This window comes from Hellea balneolensis DSM 19091 (genome assembly GCF_000428525.1).
In the GTDB taxonomy this organism is placed as follows: Bacteria; Pseudomonadota; Alphaproteobacteria; order Caulobacterales; family Maricaulaceae; genus Hellea; species Hellea balneolensis.
The window spans coordinates 159,254-175,522 of sequence record NZ_AUAC01000004.1 but is presented as its reverse complement, the minus strand read 5'-3'; the positions used below and the strand labels follow the sequence as shown (position 1 = coordinate 175,522).

The following is a 16,269-nucleotide window of genomic DNA, read 5'->3' as shown; positions in this document are numbered from 1 at the left end:
GGGACACTGGATCCTAGCCCAGCGTTTGCGAGCAAACGCAAGGCTAGGATGAGCGGGAAGTAGGAATGTTCATATAGAAGTTATTGTGTGTTCAAAAATGGTTTTAAGGCATTTTCAACTATTGCATTTTCTAACTGAAGATAATTTTTATCTCGGATAATTATTATTGGTTTCTCAACACCATCTTTATAGCGTTGAAATTCACCTTTTTTATTTTTCCGTTTATTTCTTTGAAACAAACTATCAAACATACGGGGTGTTACACCATGAAAATGTTCAAACTTAACTGCTTTAAAGTCTTTATATTTTCCTCTATTGTCATTTTCGACATCTATTGAGTCTTTGTGTAATCTTGAGACCAGACTTTTTGGATATGGTTCAAGGAAAACTACTCTTTTAATTCCGGATGACACGATGTGCTTTGCGCACATGTGGCAAGGAAATGTTGTGCAATACAAAACAGTGTCTTTCACTGGTAAGCCTTTGCGGGACGCATCGGTTATAGCAGTCATTTCAGCATGAACTACACGTCCATATTCAAGGGCATCCATCATTTGTGATTTAGAGAGGTTTTCCATCATCTCTGGGGTCTCAGTAATATTTGCAATTTTTAATATTTCATCTAAAAGTTCCTGTTTTCTTTCATCATTAGAATCTTTGTCTTTTGTATATTCCCTTGCGTCTTGGATACCATCGTCCCAGTAAGTCCCACCCGAGCCTTTCGGTACTTCATTTGAACCAAGTGATATTATTTGACCTGTTGTGTCAAAAATTGCAGCACCTACTTGTCTTGATAGGTCAATAGACCTGAGTGCTGCATTTTTAGCCAATCTCATTCCATATTCATCTTTTGTAGGAGAAATAAAATTTGCTCCAAACAATAAGTCAATGAAACGACAAACTTGCTTGTCAATTGTTGTGTCATCTACATTTCCGTTCACAATTAGATCAGCATCATGAAATGTTTTTCGAACTCGTTGACCTGTTGTTTTATCATCCTCATCTTGGTCTATTTCAACAATTTTTGCTGCTTCAGATTGTTTGTTATTCGGAGAAGCGTCTCCAACATCTTTTGCAAACAAAGAAGCTAGATTTTCAATTCGATTGGAACGAGTTGAATAAATTGAAACTTGAAAGAATTGCTCTCCATAAACCGACCTTAATAAGTTAATTTCTTCAGGTCTTTTAAACTGCCGTATGATGTAGGCTTTCTTCTGAATCTGAGGCCCTATTTTTTTAGTTTTCGTAGTTCGTTCTCTGGAAATTTGATACATTGCCGCGATGGCAAGGATAGCATTTTCTGAAACTGCCTCTCTTATTTGGTTGCCGAACTTTATGTAGCTCGTGTATCTCTCATACCTTGTTGAGGTTACCAGAGGCTCAGTTGGCGTTATAACTTTAGCGAATAAATCAAAAAGTTCGGTCACACTTATTGTGATTACTTCATAGCCAAATTTTTCTAATTCAGATTTTAAAGAATTGACGGTTGGTTCAAAAATTGTTCCGATTGGGGCAACTAATCCAAAAAAAAGTTCTGGATAATCTTCTCTTGGTAGCGTTTTAAGCATTTCTTAACTGAACTCTTTGCATTATGTATTGACTCGCGTAGGAGCTTACAGTGAATCAAGCACAACTCAAAGTAACAGTTAATTTTGCTAAAATGTTATCTGACCACCTAGAAGATATACACAAGTGCCAGAATGACCTTTATTATGAATGGTTAAGCTCATTGCCGAAGCTAAAGTCAGTGCCGTCAGAAAACGAAGACTCACCGAGAGTAAACTTTAAGTGGGTAGCAGAGTAAGTTTTTATAACACTCGGCTTTTAATCACTCCGCCGCCTCAACCTTATCCCGCTCAGCCTTCAACACCTCAGCCCGAGCCTCCACTTGCCGGACAATATCTTCAACCATATCGTCATTATCCGTCTTGCCCGTTTTCTTCCCGGCGGAATACATCATGCCGTAGCCTGCGCTGCCGCCTGTGAAGCCTATGTCGGTGAACATGGCTTCGCCGGGGCCGTTTACGACGCAGCCGATAATAGAAAGACTTATCGGCTCTGTGACATGGGCGAGGCGGTCTTCTAATATCTGCACGGTTTTAATGACGTCAAAGCCTTGGCGCGCGCAGGAGGGGCAAGAGATGATGTTGACGCCGCGAGTCCTAAGCCCCAGCGATTTAAGCATATCAAAGCCGACTTTGATTTCTTCTACGGGGTCGGCGGATAATGACACACGTATCGTGTCGCCTATGCCTGCCCATAAGAGGTTGCCCATACCAATGGCGGATTTGACGGTGCCAATGCGCAGGCCGCCCGCTTCGGTGATGCCCAGATGGAGCGGCGCGTCTGTGGCGTCTGCGAGTTGGTGATAGGCCGCGACGGTGAGGAACGGGTCGCTGGCTTTGACCGATATTTTATAGTCTTGGAAATTTTCATCCTCGAGCATTCGCGCATGCATCAGCGCGCTCTCGACCATAGCGTCGGGGCAGGGCTCTCCGTATTTTTCGAGCAGTTCTTTTTCAAGGCTCCCGCCATTCACGCCAATGCGGATAGAGCAGCCATGATCTCGCGCGGCGGCCACGACTTCCCTCACGCGGTGTTGGCCGCCAATGTTGCCGGGATTAATGCGTAGGCAGGCCGCGCCATTTTCTGCCGCCTCTATGCCGCGCTTATAATGGAAATGGATATCGGCCACGATGGGGACATTGACCTCATGGCAAATCTCTTTCATCGCCTCGGCGCTCTCGGGAACGGGGACGGAGACGCGGACTATATCTGCGCCCGCAATTTCCAGATCGCGAATTTGGGCGATGGTCGCGGCAACGTCGTGAGTGACCGTATTGGTCATGGACTGCACAGCAATGGGCGCATCGCCGCCCACAGGGACTTTGCCGACCATGATCTGGCGGCATTTGCGGCGCTCAATATGGCGCCACGGGCGAATGGAGGAGATATCTGTGTGCTGTGTCATTGGCGCTTAGTGCCACGGAAATGTGTATGTTTAAAGACGTTATTATGGCGCATATTTTTATAGCTGTTCCATCCCGCCCCCCCACCCGACCACCCAATAAGGTTACTCTGTAGGTGGTCGGGTGGGGGAGCGGGACGGTTAAGCCAATGGGAAAAATAAACCAATTTTTAAGGTTACCCGATTTTAGGCAAAGGGTTCAGCTCGCGTTCAGGCAAAATGGCTATATTGTTTTCAAGTTAAAGCTTGTGGGGGCTTTAGCGAATAGAGACAAGCGCTGAGCGGCGATTTGCGTAAGGTTGTGGGGCCTTGCGATTTGTCAGAGGAAACTCTGACGCTATGTGGGAGTGGCGGATGGCCCTCGCGCTTGTCCTCAATTTTCAATCAAGCTGGAATGGATAAGTCGAGCGGCATTGCCGCTTTATTCGGCCCGCTATTGGGCTAGCGGGACGTTAGAGACCGCCACGCCGCGTTCCCCGAGCAGTCCGGCATCACCTTCGCCGACGTAAAGCTGAATCGCGCCGCCATCTCTGGCGGAGATTGACGCGCCTGACCCGCGCTGCGTTTGCCAGACTTCACCCGTCACAAAAATACGCGAAATAATCACGCGGCCTGACTCATCCTTGATCTGGACCCAGCTTGGCGCGAGCGCTTTGACCGTGAGCATATTGGGGTCAATAATGGCGGTTTGTGATTCGGTTGCGCTTGGCGTGAGGTCGGGACCGTTCAGCATCGCTGCGCGGGTTTCCGTTTGCGTGCCATACCAGACTGTCAACATCCCCGCGACGGCGAGCACAGTCACCGCTGAGAAAAAGCCGCGCGGCAGACGAATTTTACGTTGCGGTACAAAATGCGGACGGTCGCGCATGCCCAAATTCTCAGGCACTTGGCTATCCACCTTATAGCGCGCGACAGCCGAGGCTCCGTCAAAGCCTACCGCTTTGGCATAGCTACGCACATAGCCCAAGACATAACCAATGGACGGTAAGTCTGCAGAGGAGAGCGATTCAATCGCTTCGAGAAATTGCGGCTTAATCCGCGTCATATCAGACAGATCCGCATAAGACAGGCCCAAGGCTTGCCGCGCATCTCGCAATTCTGTTCCTATATGTTTGATGTCCAGTACCACAATTACATCCAACAGCTAAATTTCATTACCCGTTACAGGATGCGCCCTGCCATATGGTTAACAACAGACGAAATAATATTTCAAGCCAATTATCGCCTCAGGCGAATCAAATAGTTGTTATCTGCAGAATTCCCACCATAAAAATGCGCTTGTTGCGATGATGATGAAATAAAGTGCTCCGTCTGCCGCGATATTTCCATCGCTAAATATTGGAAAATAATAGGCGAGGGCGCCGCATCCCGCTAGGCCTAGCTTAACCCCGATCAGTATCAGTTTTTTCTGCATAAAACGGGCAGAGCGGTTTTGCGCAAATTTCGACAAGCGGGACATGGGCGCAGAATAAGGCAGACCCGCTAAGCATTTCTCAAAAGGTAAGGTTACCAAATTCTAACACCCCTGCTTTAATCCGCCGCATGACAGGACAGACGAGAGGGCTTATATAAAGGTTATGACCCACGCTTCAAAATATCTGACAGCTAAACATGCGCCTTGGCTCGCGCTCTTGATTTCGGGCGGGCTTTTGGTCGGGGCCTGGATCTTTCAATATGGGTTTGACTATCCCCCATGTACGATGTGTTATTGGCAGCGCCATGCGCATAAGGTTGTTCTGGGCGTCGCGGCGATTGCGATTGCGCTGCAATGGGGCTGGACGTCTTTTCCTAAGATTTTTGGGCCCAAGCTTTTTGGCCTCCTATTGGCGCTCGCCTTTTTGGGCTCCGCCTATATCGCATTTTGGCATGTCCTAGTAGAATTTAAAATCCTGGAAGGACCGCAGCTTTGCGCGGTAACAGGCGGCGGAGAGCTTGGGGCCTTTGACCCTAATGATCCGCTTGGCGGGTTGGACAAGGAAATCAAAGGCCCGGCCTGCAGCGAACCGCTCTGGCATTTTCTGGGATTGTCTATGGCCGCATGGAACGGGATAATTTCGGTCGTCGGGGCCGGAGTGATGTTGTTCCTAATGAAAGGAAAAGCGAATGTCTAAAACCGCTCCGAAACCTGCCGGACACAAAACCAATCCGCGCATCGCGGAAATGTTGCGTGTGGACCATGCCGGGGAATATGGCGCCGTCGCGATTTACCGCGGCCAACAAGCTGTCTTTGGGCGCAGTGCCAAGACCCGCGAGATCGCCGCGCAGCTCGCCGAAATGGAAGCCGAAGAGCAAAAGCACCTCGATGCTTTTGACAAACTCTTGGTCGAACGCAATGTCCGCCCCACCGCTATGACGCCCATCTGGAATGTTGCGGGATATGGCCTCGGTGTTGTGACGGCCCTGATGGGCGAAAAAGCCGCCCATGCCTGTACTGAAGCCGTCGAAAATGTCATCGAACAACATTACGGCGCGCAGGCCGAAGAAGTCGCCGCGGATGAACCCGAACTCGCGGCCACCTTCGCCGAGTTCCGAGAAGACGAGCTTCACCACCGCGACACAGCTGTAGAACAAGGCGCGCATGACGCGCCGGGATATGGTTTGTTATCGAGAGTGATCACCGCAGGCTGTCACGCGGCGATAAAGATTACTGAGAAGATTTAGGGGGTCTTCGCGACAAAGTCTTTTCACCGCGCAAGATTCTATATTTATTTTCCTTCTAGTAGTAGAAAGTGGCCAATGTTAGTTGAGTTCAATGTTTTTGTTCGACATCGAAAGTCTTTTGTTATTCCGGCAGCTTAAAGCAAAGCCGGAATTATTTGTCTTGCTGGCAAAGAACAAAGATAGAAAAATTCGGCTAAAAGTCGCGCAACGAAAAGATGCTACAGCTGAAGCTTTAGACGCGCTTGCTGATGATTGTGATGATATAATACGTCGGCTTGTTGCTAGAAATAAAAATACATCTCGCGAAACATTAAAAAAATTATCATTTGATGCTGATCTAAAAGTCAGAACGGGTGTTGTAGAAAATAATTCTACGGATGCAGATACGTTAGAGGGATTAAGCTTTGAGGAATGTTTAGACATTGACAGAGCCCTATCTTCTAAAAGCACCGCTCCTGGGCATATTTTGGGGCGTTTGGTTCATCATAACGATGATATTATCCGCGTAAATCTTGCACGAAACCCTAATATAAGTTTCGAGTATTTATGGGAAATGGCAAATGATTCTAACAAGCAAGTGAGGTCGACTGTTTTCAAAAGGCTCTCACAATCAAAGGAAATTGTGAAAGCCCTCACACATTTTTCAAAAGATGACGATGAGAATATACGCTCGCAGGTCGCTATACACCCTCAATTGAGTACGGATTTACTCAAAACGCTTTCAAATGACCAAGAGGCTTGGGTGAGGCGAAATATTGTTGAACATCAAGATTTGTCTGCGGATATGACTGAAGCCTTTTCATATGACACTGATTTATATGTTAGAGCGAGTATTGCAAAGCAGCCAACTGAAAACACTGAGTTACTAAGGCGCTTATCCAAAGATAAGGAAGAGCATGTTCGCTGCGCCGTTGCAAAAAATCCTTCGACACCCCTTAAAATACTTAAAGCACTTAGTCGGGATAAGAGCATCTGGGTGATTAGAGCTTTAGCGACCAATGAGGCTGTTGATATTGAGCTTCTTACCAATCTTCTTCGCAAACATATAGAAGATAAGCAGGTTAGTCGTCCGCTAAAGAATAGAATATTTAATCTTGAGCGTTTACAGGCTCAAAACCCTTTAACCCCTAAACCCATATTAGCCTCTTTAGTTAAGAGCGAATTTAATAAAATTCACGAATATTTGGCTGAAAACTCATCTACAGCTGAGAAAACTCTAAGGGAGCTAGCGCAAAAAGGAACTATTTCTTGTAAGATAAAATTGCTTGAGAGACCTGACTTGGAGAACGATATTTTCGAACTAATTATGAAAGATTCGGTTTGCAAAGAGAGGGTTCTAATTTCAAGTTCTACGAACCCGGATATATTACAGAGATATTATTGTCTGGAACAAGAATTGAAATGCCTTCAGTCTCTTGCATCAAATACTGCGACAGATTTAAAGTTCTTACATAAACTCGGCCAACATGAGGATAAAATTGTTAGGCAACGTGTTGCGAGAAACACTAATACTTCTGAAATGACGCTTAGATACTTAATGCACGATAAGAACGAAAGCGTTAGAAAGTTAGTGGCATTAAATAAAAATACGCCGGACGACGCTATCAACACCCTAATCTTAGATACGTCACAACAAGTACGCTTAAATTTATTGAGGCAAGATGATTTGACAGACAATCAAATTCGTAGGTTGGCTTTGGGAAAAGATAATAAGTTTCGTAAAAAAATTAAATCTACTATTTTAAATGAATATATTTAGGTAATCATTATTGGTGCCGCCCCACGCCGCTCCCATCCGGCACCCACTCCCGCCGTTTATTCACCGCCATCTTCTCGTCTACCGCGTCATATAATTCTAGCCCAAGCGTGCCTGTTATGCGGTGTAACAGGATGGTGATATCGGCGGCTTCACTGGCGATGGCTTTGTCCGTATCTCCGCTCTCTATGGCCTCAATTAATTCTGCCAATTCTTCTTGGGCGCGAATAGCATAGGCTTTGACGGAAGCAGCGTTTCCGAAAGTTTCGCTGCCCCATTGGGCGATGGTTTCGCTAGACTCCGTCGGCATAGGAATTAGCGTCATTAAATCTTCTGATCGAATTCGCCGATTTCGTCATATTGGGCGAGGCGGCGTTCAATCTCGCGGAACATGCCAATCATGTTTTCCTCGGAAGCAGGGCTTTCGACAACCACGACGAGGTTTGGCGTGTTAGAGCTCGCCCGCATCAGGCCCCATGTGCCGTCTTCTAATGTCATGCGCACGCCATTGACGGTATTCACATCAACGATTTTCTGGCCAAGGATAGTTTCGCCAGCATCAGCTGATTTTTGAACATCTGCGATAATGCGGTCAACAACGCCGTATTTTTCTTCATCCGCGCAATAAGGCGACATAGTTGGGCTGCCCCATGTTTTCGGAAGCGCGCGGCGCAAGTCAGCCATAGATTTTCCGGGGTTACGATCTAGCATTTGCAGGATGGCAATCGCGCTGGTCAGGCCGCAATCATAGCCGCGTCCGATAGGGGCGTTAAAGAAATAATGTCCAGATTTTTCAAAACCGACGAGCGCATTTAATTCCTTAGAGCGGCGTTTAATATAGCTATGCCCTGTTTTATAATAATCCGTCTTGGCGCCATTTTTAAGCAGGACAGGGTCGGTCACAAACAGACCCGTTGATTTTACGTCCGCTACGAATTGCGCATTGGGATAAAGTTCCGAGAGGTCACGCGCGAGCATGACGCCGACCTTATCGGCAAAGATTTCCTCACCTTCATTATCGACCACGCCGCAACGATCACCGTCACCGTCAAAACCGAGGGCCACGTCTGCACCATGCTTTTTACAGGCATCGGCCATCGCGTGAAGCATTTTCATATCTTCGGGGTTGGGATTGTAATTGGGGAAGCTGTAATCCAGCTCACATTCTACGGCGACAACTTCAGCTCCAATGCGCGTGAGGACCTCTTCGGCGAAAGCGCCTGCTGTACCGTTCCCGCAAGCGGCGACAACTTTGATTTTATTTTTCAGCTGAACGCCCTCAACGAGGTCATCAATAAAGGCTTGGCGCACGCCTTCGACATAGCGGTACGACCCACCGGGTTTGTGCTCACTTTCGGCGTTCAGCACAATCTCTTTCAGGCGTGCCATTTCATCAGGGCCAAATGTGAGCGGCGGCTCAATGCCCATTTTTACGCCTGTCCAGCCATTGGTATTATGGCTCGCTGTCACCATGGCCACGCCGGGGCAGTCTAGATGGAATTGCGCGAAATAAGCTGTTGGAGAAAGGGCAAGGCCGATATCCAAAACTTCAACCCCAGCATTGACGAGGCCGAGCATCAGCGCCTGTTTAATACCAAGAGAATAATGCCGAAAATCGTGACCGACCGCCATTTTGGGCGGGACGCCGCGTTCATGCATGAGCATGCCGAGTCCTTCGCCTAGGGCCTGAACGCCGTATAGGTTCAGCTCAGACGGTTTTTCATCACCGGGCAGACCAAAATACCAACGTGCATCATATTCTCTAAAGCCTGTAGGCTTCACGAGCGCTTGGGTTTCAAACTCAATCGTGTTCGGAGAAAGAGCAGGTTTAGGGGTGCGGTTTGTCATTGGGATCATCCTATATCTTGAACGCGTGGCCTATAGCATAAGGTTTAAGGATTTATAACAGTAAATGTTCGATTTCGAACATTCTTATTTACGGATGGGTACAGATCCATCGCCGCGATTTAGGAATTTTAGCGGGTTTAAGGTCATGACATGCAGGAGAGAGCCCAGACCGACTTTACGTTCTAGATTTTTGCGGGCCGTCCACATGATAGGGATACCTTTTATGCCGTCTCTTACGCCGCGCCATGTGGGCTTTGCGCGGCCCTTGCGAAAAAGCGACCAAGTCATAAAGGCGAGGTTTAGCGCAATGTGGGCAGGGCCAAATACGAGCAGGCCAAGAAGAGGCATGCATTTCACAAATGTCCAGATGCGATTGCGCGTGCCGTGATAGACCGCGAAGGGGGAGGCTTTGCCAGAAATGCCGCTACTGACATGATCAACGATGGCATCTGCTTTTTGGACGCAAACCCCGCCCGCAAGTCTGAACCGGAAAGCGATATCAACGTCCTCGTGATAACAAAAAAACCGTTCATCAAATCCACCAAGGCGCTCAAAGGTCTCGCGGTGATACAGAGCCGCAGCGGCGCAAGGGCCAAAGACCTCTGCGGTTTTGGGGCTGTGCCCTGCTGCACTATGACCGTGCTTGCCGCGCCACGCTAACCCTGCCGCATGATAAAAGTCCCCGACGCCGTCATAGATGTCAGGCTCGAGCGCCATATATTGTGTGCTTCCGACCATCGTCACATTTGGGGTGAGATTTGTGGCGCCCATAAGTTTTTCGAGCCAATCAACCCGCGCAAAGGCATCGGGGTTGAGCAGGGCGAGCCACTCACCTTTAGCCTGCCGCGCGGCGATATTATTGCCCTTTGCAAAGCCGGTATTTTCGCCAAGCTCCATAATCGTGAAGCGTTCATCAAGCTTTGGTAGGGCCGCAATGGAGCCGTCAGTTGACCCATTATCGACAATGAAACACTCAAAATCGGTAAGGCTCTGATCTGCCACGGATTGAACGCAGCGCGTCAGCCACTCACCGCCATTATAATTGACGATGATGACAGATATGCAAGGGTTAGAGATCACGATGAGGGTGTGGCAAATTTTGGGGGAGGGGTCACGTTATTTATTGCGTCTTCGAAACCGCCAGCGGTTTCGGCTTTTCGGTATATTCGTACCCCCCCCTGGCAAGACTACGGGCGCTCGAAGCATATAACAAAACCGTTATATGTTATTGACGCGGCTTTCCCTTGCGCCTATGGCACAGCGAAACAGATACCTCATCAGAAGGATGACTCCCATGAGCGCGAATGACTACATTGTAAAAGATATCTCCCTTGCAGATTATGGCCGTAAGGAGCTTGATATTGCTGAAACTGAAATGCCGGGCCTGATGGCTCTGCGCGAAGAATTTGGCGAGAGCAAACCCCTCAAAGGCGCACGCATTGTGGGCTCGCTCCATATGACCATTCAAACGGCGGTTCTGATTGAGACATTGACAGCTCTGGGTGCGGATGTGCGTTGGGCGTCTTGTAATATCTACTCGACCCAAGACCACGCGGCGGCGGCAATTGCGGCGGGCGGCGTGCCTGTCTTTGCGATTAAAGGGCAAACGCTCGAAGAGCATTGGGATTACCTCGACAAATCCTTCCTTTTCCCAGAGGGCGCGAATATCATCTTGGATGATGGAGGCGACGCCACGCTTTATGTTCTTATGGGCGCACGGGTCGAAGCGGGCGAAACGCACCTCATCGAAGGCGAGCCAAGTTCTGAAGAAGAAGAAGCGATCTTCGCGCAAATTAAAAAGCGCCTCGCCGAAAGCCCGGGTTGGTTCACCAAAACGCGTGACCAAATTGTCGGCGTGTCAGAAGAAACAACGACAGGTGTTCACCGTCTTTATGAGTTGGTTGAAAAAGGCGAACTGCCTTTCCCTGCGATTAACGTGAACGACTCTGTCACCAAATCTAAATTCGATAATAAATATGGCTGTAAAGAATCGCTCGTCGACGGTATTCGCCGGGCAACAGATACGATGATGGCAGGTAAAACAGCCGTTGTTTGCGGCTATGGCGATGTCGGTAAAGGTTCGGCGGCGTCTCTTCGTGGTGCGGGCGCCCGGGTTAAAGTCACTGAGATTGACCCGATTTGCGCCCTGCAAGCGGCGATGGACGGCTTTGAAGTCACGACCCTTGAGGATACAGTGGCTGATGCAGATATCTTTATCACGACCACAGGCAATAAAGACGTCATTCGTATTGAGCATATGCGCGAGATGAAGGATATGGCGATTGTCGGCAATATTGGTCACTTTGATAATGAAATCCAAGTTGCAGCGCTAAAAAATCACAAATGGACAAATATCAAAGACCAAGTTGATATGGTGACCTTCCCAAGCGGAAGCCGTATGATACTTCTTTCGCAGGGCCGCCTCCTAAACCTTGGCAATGCGACAGGCCATCCAAGCTTTGTCATGTCCGCCTCTTTCACGAACCAAGTCCTCGCGCAGATTGAGCTTTGGGTGCGCGGTGATGAGTATGAGAATAAAGTCTATATGCTGCCAAAGCATTTAGACGAAAAAGTTGCGCGTCTGCACCTTGAAAAAATCGGTGTGAAACTGACGGAACTGTCCAAAGATCAAGCTGATTATATCGGCGTGACAACGGAAGGCCCGTTCAAACCAGAGCATTATCGTTATTAAAATAAATGAGCGGCGTAATAATGCGCCGCTTTTCACCAAGCCTCTCTATATAATAACAAAAAGCTAAGAGCCTTAAACTCGAGGAGCGCGCTATGAGCCGCAAAAATTACGACTTCACCTCTGAATCCGTGTCAGAGGGCCACCCTGACAAAGTCTCTGACCGTATCAGCGACGAAATTGTTGATCTTTATTTCCGCAAATCTGTCGCGGCCGGTATGTCGCCTTGGGATGTACGTGTTGCGGCTGAAACGCTGACGACAACCAATAAAGTCGTCATCGCGGGCGAGACGCGCGGCAAAGACGTGTCAAAAGACGAGATTGAAGCCGTAGCCCGCGCGGCGATTAAAGATATCGGTTATGAGCAGGATGGTTTCCACCACGCCCATGCCGATGTCGATGTGTTGCTCCATGCGCAATCTGTCGATATTGCCCAAGGCGTTGATTTGGGTGACGGCCTCCATAAAGAAGAAGGCGCTGGTGACCAAGGCATTATGTTTGGTTATGCTTGTTCCGACACCGAAGACCTCATGCCGGCGCCTGTTTATTACAGTCATAAAATTCTCGAGCGCCTCGCGCATGCGCGTAAGCATGAAGGCGCAAGCCAGCTTGGCCCTGATAGTAAATCGCAAGTCACGATAAGTTATGAGGATGGTAAGCCTGCACGGGCCAAAGCGATTGTGCTCTCAACACAGCATTTGGATGCGTCCATGGATAGCGCTGATGTCGCGGCTTTGGTGAAACCCTATATTCATGAAGTTCTACCAGAAGGTTGGATTACAGATGACACGATTTGGCATATCAACCCGACAGGGAAGTTCGTCATTGGCGGGCCTGACGGAGATGCCGGGCTGACGGGACGTAAAATTATTGTCGATACTTATGGCGGCATGGCCCCGCATGGCGGCGGTGCGTTTTCAGGTAAAGATCCAACAAAAGTTGACCGCTCTGCCGCTTATGCCACGCGCTACCTCGCGAAAAATATTGTTGCCGCAGGGCTAGCGCCTTGGGTTGATATTCAAGTGTCTTACGCGATTGGCGTGGCGAATCCGACGTCGATTTATGTGAATGTCGATGATGGTAATGACGTCTCAGGTGATCAAATCGAAGCGATTATCCGCAAAGTTATGGACCTCTCGCCGCGCGGTATTCGGGAGCATTTAAAGCTGAATAATCCCATCTATGCCCGCACTGCCGCCTATGGTCACTTTGGCCGCACGCCAGATGATGAGGGCGGCTTTAGCTGGGAAAAGACGGATTTGGTAGACGCTATAAAAGCCGCGCTTTAAAGCGCGACTGAACTGCGCCGAGAAGCTATGTTTGAAGCGGGTCTTAATGGCCCGCTTTTTCTTTGCGAAGCTGTTCTACCTGGCCGCGCAGGTTGTCAATTTCCGCCTGCATGTCTTGAAGGTTGGGCGCCGCGCCTGTCTCAGGCGCTTTCAAGGCAGGCTTTACCGCAGTTTCGGGCATATGTTTTTCCATGGTCCCTGCAAGACCCATCATGGTCTCCATCATGCCGCCCATCGCCTCTTCATCAGAAAAGGTCTCAAGCATGACAGCAAAGGCGTTATTAAAGTCAGGCATACCGTCTTTGCCTGTCTCTAAGGCGCCTGAGTCCTCCAAGCGGTCGCCAAAGGCACGCGCTGAGTTTTCCATATTATCGCGAAAGCGCTCATCCTTCATTATACCCATCATCTCGCCCATAGTGGCGTTCATATCAGGCATCTGCTTAAGAGCCTCTTGAATCTCTGAAGGGTCCGGGAGTCGAGGCGTAATATCCGAAAGTTTTACAGGGGCTTGAGTATTTACGTCCGTTTTTGGGTCAGGATGCGCCATGGCGCCTGAGGATAATAAGAGAGCTGTTAGGGTTGGAACTATAAAACGATACATAAACTCGCCTCCGGGCTATTAACTTAACGTCCTCTTAGCGGATTCAAGATGAATGAAAGCCAAATAGATGATTGGCCACAGAATAGCAGAGAATAACAGACCTTGAGTCTCATTATAAAATGGGTGGCGATGATACCGGGTACGGGGCACTGCAGTCCAATATCATCGCCTTGATGCCTAGAGCTCCAGTTTAACCTAAACATCAACATTGCGCCCCCTCTGAAGAAACTAAGTGCTCAAGAACGCCAAATCTGTGACCAAAGTCACAGTTTTTGCTAAATATCGCGCAAATAGCGATGACAGCGCCCTATGAAATGCTTATGGCGAGCGCGTGAAAAAAGAAGATCTTATATGTATCGCCGCAATAGCGGGCGCTTTTGGCGTTAAAGGCGAGGTAAAGTTGAAAGCCTTTACAGAGTTGCCTGAAAATTGTGTCAGCTATGGGCCATTGCTCTCAGGCACGGGCGAAGTGCTGCTTACCCCAGAGAGCTTCCGCCTTGTGAAGGGCGGTGTTGCCATCAGGTGCACCGAAGTTCAGACACGCGAAGAGGCAGAAAGCTTAAAATCAACCAAGCTTTATGTGCCGCGTCAAGCCTTTCCCGAGCCTGAAGAGGACGAATTTTACGCTGCTGATTTAATCGGACTTGACGTCAAATCAACTGACGGAAAGCGCGTGGGAACAATTTTAAACGTGGTAGATTTTGGGGCGGGCGAACTGCTCGAGATAAAACCCGTCAAAGTTAAAGGAAAAAGCGGCGCAAGCTTTTATCACCCTTTTACCAAAGTGGGAACGCCAAAAGTTGACCTTCAGGCAAAACGCGTCGTTATAAAAATTATTGAAGTCGAGTAGCTAAACTGAACAATTATGGTGAATCAGAGTTAACCGTTATGACCGAAAAATAACGGGTTCTGTTCATATTCATTTTGCTAAACAAATTATAGTGCAGCCATCATATGAAATTGGCTTTGGGAAATGAATTCGTTGACTGCGCGCCTTATCTATCCTTTTCTTGACTTGGTGCTCTTGCATCAAGTTTTTTTTTGTCTCTTTTTTGAACGGGTTATCTAAATAATTATGGTGAATCAGAATTAACTCTTATGACTGATAATTATCGGGTTCTGTTCATGTTCACTTTGCTAGACAACTTATAGTGCAGCCATCATATGACATTGGCTTTGGGAAATGAATTCGCTGACTGCGCGCCTCATCTATACTTTTCTTGACTTGGTGCTTTTGCATCAAGTTTTTTTTTGATGGTTTATGTGGTCGAAAATGGCCGTGACTCTCTCGCTTCCACCCCGTAAAAGCCGCCCTTATGAGTGAAAACCCTAAAGATATGCGGCGCGAGCCTTGGCGTGCGAGCGTCTTGACGCTGTTTCCTGATGCTTTCCCGGGTGTCTTGGAGGCGTCTATTATTGGGGGAGCCGAAAAAAGCGGGATTTGGCAGCTAGAAACAGTGGACATCCGTGATTTTTCCGTTAATAGGCACCGAACTGTCGATAGTCCGCCTGCGGGCGGCGGCCCTGGAATGGTGTTAAAACCTGATGTGGCCGCAAAAGCAATCGATAGCGTGGTCACAGATACAGGCCGCCCATTGATCTATTTGACCCCTCGGGGCAAGCCGCTAACCCAGCAAAGGGTGAGGGAGCTAGCATCGGGAGAGGGTCTTATTGCGTTTTGTGGACGGTTTGAAGGACTTGACGAACGCGTCATAGAGGGCCGCCAAATGGAAGAAGTTTCCATCGGCGATTTTGTTCTGGCGGGCGGCGAGGTGGCGGCGCAAGTAATGATCGAAGCCTGTGTGCGGCTTCTTCCCGGTGTTCTGGGGGACGCACAGAGTGCATCGGAGGAAAGTTTTGAAGACGGCTTGCTGGAGTATCCGCTCTACACCAAGCCAAGAGAGTTTGAAGGCCGGGCTATCCCGGAGGTGTTGTTATCGGGCGATCATAAAAAGATCGAACAGTGGCGTCGCCAACAAAGTGAAGATATTACCAAGGCCCGACGCCCTGACATGTGGACGGCTTATAAAAATGGAGACGATCATGAATGTGATTGAAAAACTAAATAAAGCCGAAGAAGCCCGTTTGTTGGCTGATGGCAAAGTCATCCCTGATTTCTCAGCGGGTGATACGCTGGTTGTCCAAGTCCGTATTACAGAAGGCACACGCACGCGTCTGCAAGCTTTTGAAGGCGTTTGTATTGCGCGTTCCGGTAAGGGCGTGAATGAAAGCTTTACTGTCCGTAAGATATCTTACGGCGAAGGTGTTGAGCGTGTCTTCCCAGTTTATTCACCGCTTGTCGAAGCGATTGAGATTAAGCGTAAAGGTAAGGTTCGCCGTGCCAAGCTTTATTACCTGCGTGAGCGCCGTGGTAAGTCCGCGCGTATTGTCGAGCGTACAACAGGCCGCGGCATTGTCGCCGCTCGTAAAAAAGGCGAGGCTCGCAAGAAAAAAGAC

The 16,269-nt window shown here is 48.5% G+C and carries 15 protein-coding genes and 1 pseudogene; 8 read left to right on the top strand and 8 right to left on the bottom strand.

Annotated features, from left to right (window positions below):
- Window positions 1-80 precede the first annotated feature (80 nt).
- From F569_RS17720 to F569_RS0111350, 4 genes are all read right to left on the bottom strand, one after another.
- Window positions 81-1,568 (bottom strand): anti-phage dCTP deaminase, encoded by a 1,488-nt coding sequence (locus F569_RS17720; RefSeq protein ID WP_034388607.1) that lies wholly within the window; start codon window positions 1,566-1,568, stop codon window positions 81-83.
- 260 nt (window positions 1,569-1,828) lie between these two features.
- The gene (gene ispG / locus F569_RS0111365; protein WP_026942305.1) at window positions 1,829-2,971 is read right to left on the bottom strand and encodes a flavodoxin-dependent (E)-4-hydroxy-3-methylbut-2-enyl-diphosphate synthase; all 1,143 of its coding nucleotides are present in this window, start codon (window positions 2,969-2,971) and stop codon (window positions 1,829-1,831) included.
- Window positions 2,972-3,401: 430 nt separating this feature from the next.
- A complete protein-coding gene (locus F569_RS19040) occupies window positions 3,402-4,097 on the bottom strand; it encodes a helix-turn-helix domain-containing protein (protein WP_154813726.1) in 696 nt (231 codons plus the stop codon).
- A 117-nt stretch (window positions 4,098-4,214) separates the two neighbouring features.
- Window positions 4,215-4,481, bottom strand: a complete 267-nt coding sequence (locus tag F569_RS0111350) for a hypothetical protein (RefSeq protein ID WP_154813725.1) — start codon at window positions 4,479-4,481, stop codon at window positions 4,215-4,217.
- Window positions 4,482-4,545: 64 nt separating this feature from the next.
- Here F569_RS0111350 and F569_RS0111345 point away from each other — a divergent pair, with 64 nt between their 5' ends.
- The 3 genes from F569_RS0111345 (at window position 4,546) to F569_RS0111335 (ending at window position 7,388) form a co-directional block, all read left to right on the top strand.
- A complete protein-coding gene (locus F569_RS0111345; RefSeq protein ID WP_026942302.1) occupies window positions 4,546-5,079 on the top strand; it encodes a disulfide bond formation protein B in 534 nt (177 codons plus the stop codon).
- A complete protein-coding gene (locus F569_RS0111340; RefSeq protein WP_026942301.1) occupies window positions 5,072-5,629 on the top strand; it encodes a demethoxyubiquinone hydroxylase family protein in 558 nt (185 codons plus the stop codon). Before F569_RS0111345 ends, F569_RS0111340 begins: the two co-directional genes overlap by 8 nt.
- A 91-nt stretch (window positions 5,630-5,720) precedes the next feature.
- Window positions 5,721-7,388, top strand: a complete 1,668-nt coding sequence (locus F569_RS0111335; RefSeq protein ID WP_026942300.1) for a HEAT repeat domain-containing protein — start codon at window positions 5,721-5,723, stop codon at window positions 7,386-7,388.
- 7 nt (window positions 7,389-7,395) lie between these two features.
- Here the strand turns inward: F569_RS0111335 and F569_RS0111330 are convergent, their stop codons facing one another.
- The 3 genes from F569_RS0111330 to F569_RS0111320 form a co-directional block, all read right to left on the bottom strand.
- Window positions 7,396-7,710: a dATP/dGTP pyrophosphohydrolase domain-containing protein gene (locus F569_RS0111330; protein WP_026942299.1), complete on the bottom strand. Its 315-nt coding sequence runs from the start codon at window positions 7,708-7,710 to the stop codon at window positions 7,396-7,398.
- Complete coding sequence (locus F569_RS0111325; protein WP_026942298.1) at window positions 7,710-9,233, bottom strand: phosphomannomutase/phosphoglucomutase; 1,524 nt, start codon at window positions 9,231-9,233, stop codon at window positions 7,710-7,712. Before F569_RS0111325 ends, F569_RS0111330 begins: the two co-directional genes overlap by 1 nt.
- 84 nt (window positions 9,234-9,317) lie before the next feature.
- Window positions 9,318-10,313, bottom strand: coding sequence for a glycosyltransferase family 2 protein (locus F569_RS0111320; RefSeq protein WP_026942297.1), 996 nt, complete (start codon window positions 10,311-10,313; stop codon window positions 9,318-9,320).
- Between the two features lie 214 nt (window positions 10,314-10,527).
- Between F569_RS0111320 and ahcY the strand changes: the two genes are divergently transcribed.
- Both ahcY and metK read left to right on the top strand, forming a co-directional pair.
- On the top strand, window positions 10,528-11,925 hold the full coding sequence (ahcY, locus tag F569_RS0111315) for an adenosylhomocysteinase (RefSeq protein WP_026942296.1): 1,398 nt from the start codon (window positions 10,528-10,530) through the stop codon (window positions 11,923-11,925).
- Between the two features lie 92 nt (window positions 11,926-12,017).
- The gene (gene metK, locus F569_RS0111310) at window positions 12,018-13,211 is read left to right on the top strand and encodes a methionine adenosyltransferase (RefSeq protein ID WP_026942295.1); all 1,194 of its coding nucleotides are present in this window, start codon (window positions 12,018-12,020) and stop codon (window positions 13,209-13,211) included.
- A 43-nt stretch (window positions 13,212-13,254) separates the two neighbouring features.
- On the opposite strand, the gene F569_RS0111305 is transcribed toward metK, so the two are convergent.
- Window positions 13,255-13,812 (bottom strand): hypothetical protein, encoded by a 558-nt coding sequence (locus F569_RS0111305; RefSeq protein WP_026942294.1) that lies wholly within the window; start codon window positions 13,810-13,812, stop codon window positions 13,255-13,257.
- Between the two features lie 331 nt (window positions 13,813-14,143).
- Here F569_RS0111305 and rimM point away from each other — a divergent pair, with 331 nt between their 5' ends.
- The 3 genes and pseudogenes from rimM to rplS all read left to right on the top strand — a co-directional run.
- Complete coding sequence (gene rimM, locus F569_RS0111300; protein ID WP_026942293.1) at window positions 14,144-14,662, top strand: ribosome maturation factor RimM; 519 nt, start codon at window positions 14,144-14,146, stop codon at window positions 14,660-14,662.
- A 466-nt stretch (window positions 14,663-15,128) separates the two neighbouring features.
- Window positions 15,129-15,869, top strand: a complete 741-nt coding sequence (gene trmD / locus F569_RS0111295) for a tRNA (guanosine(37)-N1)-methyltransferase TrmD (protein WP_026942292.1) — start codon at window positions 15,129-15,131, stop codon at window positions 15,867-15,869.
- Window positions 15,856-16,263 (top strand): annotated as a pseudogene (gene rplS / locus F569_RS0111290) (50S ribosomal protein L19); the annotation flags it as partial. The gene trmD and the pseudogene rplS, both read left to right, overlap by 14 nt.
- Between the last annotated feature and the right edge of the window lie 6 nt (window positions 16,264-16,269).

What these genes read in the sequence shown, in the direction of transcription:
- F569_RS17720 (WP_034388607.1), bottom strand. Translation starts at nt 1,568, where the DNA reads ATGCTTAAAACGCTACCAAGAGAAGATTATCCAGAACTTTTTTTTGGA.
- ispG (WP_026942305.1), bottom strand. Translation starts at nt 2,971, where the DNA reads ATGACACAGCACACAGATATCTCCTCCATTCGCCCGTGGCGCCATATT.
- F569_RS0111345 (WP_026942302.1), top strand. Translation starts at nt 4,546, where the DNA reads ATGACCCACGCTTCAAAATATCTGACAGCTAAACATGCGCCTTGGCTC.
- F569_RS0111340 (WP_026942301.1), top strand. Translation starts at nt 5,072, where the DNA reads ATGTCTAAAACCGCTCCGAAACCTGCCGGACACAAAACCAATCCGCGC.
- F569_RS0111335 (WP_026942300.1), top strand. Translation starts at nt 5,721, where the DNA reads ATGTTTTTGTTCGACATCGAAAGTCTTTTGTTATTCCGGCAGCTTAAA.
- F569_RS0111330 (WP_026942299.1), bottom strand. Translation starts at nt 7,710, where the DNA reads ATGACGCTAATTCCTATGCCGACGGAGTCTAGCGAAACCATCGCCCAA.
- F569_RS0111325 (WP_026942298.1), bottom strand. Translation starts at nt 9,233, where the DNA reads ATGACAAACCGCACCCCTAAACCTGCTCTTTCTCCGAACACGATTGAG.
- ahcY (WP_026942296.1), top strand. Translation starts at nt 10,528, where the DNA reads ATGAGCGCGAATGACTACATTGTAAAAGATATCTCCCTTGCAGATTAT.
- metK (WP_026942295.1), top strand. Translation starts at nt 12,018, where the DNA reads ATGAGCCGCAAAAATTACGACTTCACCTCTGAATCCGTGTCAGAGGGC.
- F569_RS0111305 (WP_026942294.1), bottom strand. Translation starts at nt 13,812, where the DNA reads ATGTATCGTTTTATAGTTCCAACCCTAACAGCTCTCTTATTATCCTCA.
- trmD (WP_026942292.1), top strand. Translation starts at nt 15,129, where the DNA reads ATGAGTGAAAACCCTAAAGATATGCGGCGCGAGCCTTGGCGTGCGAGC.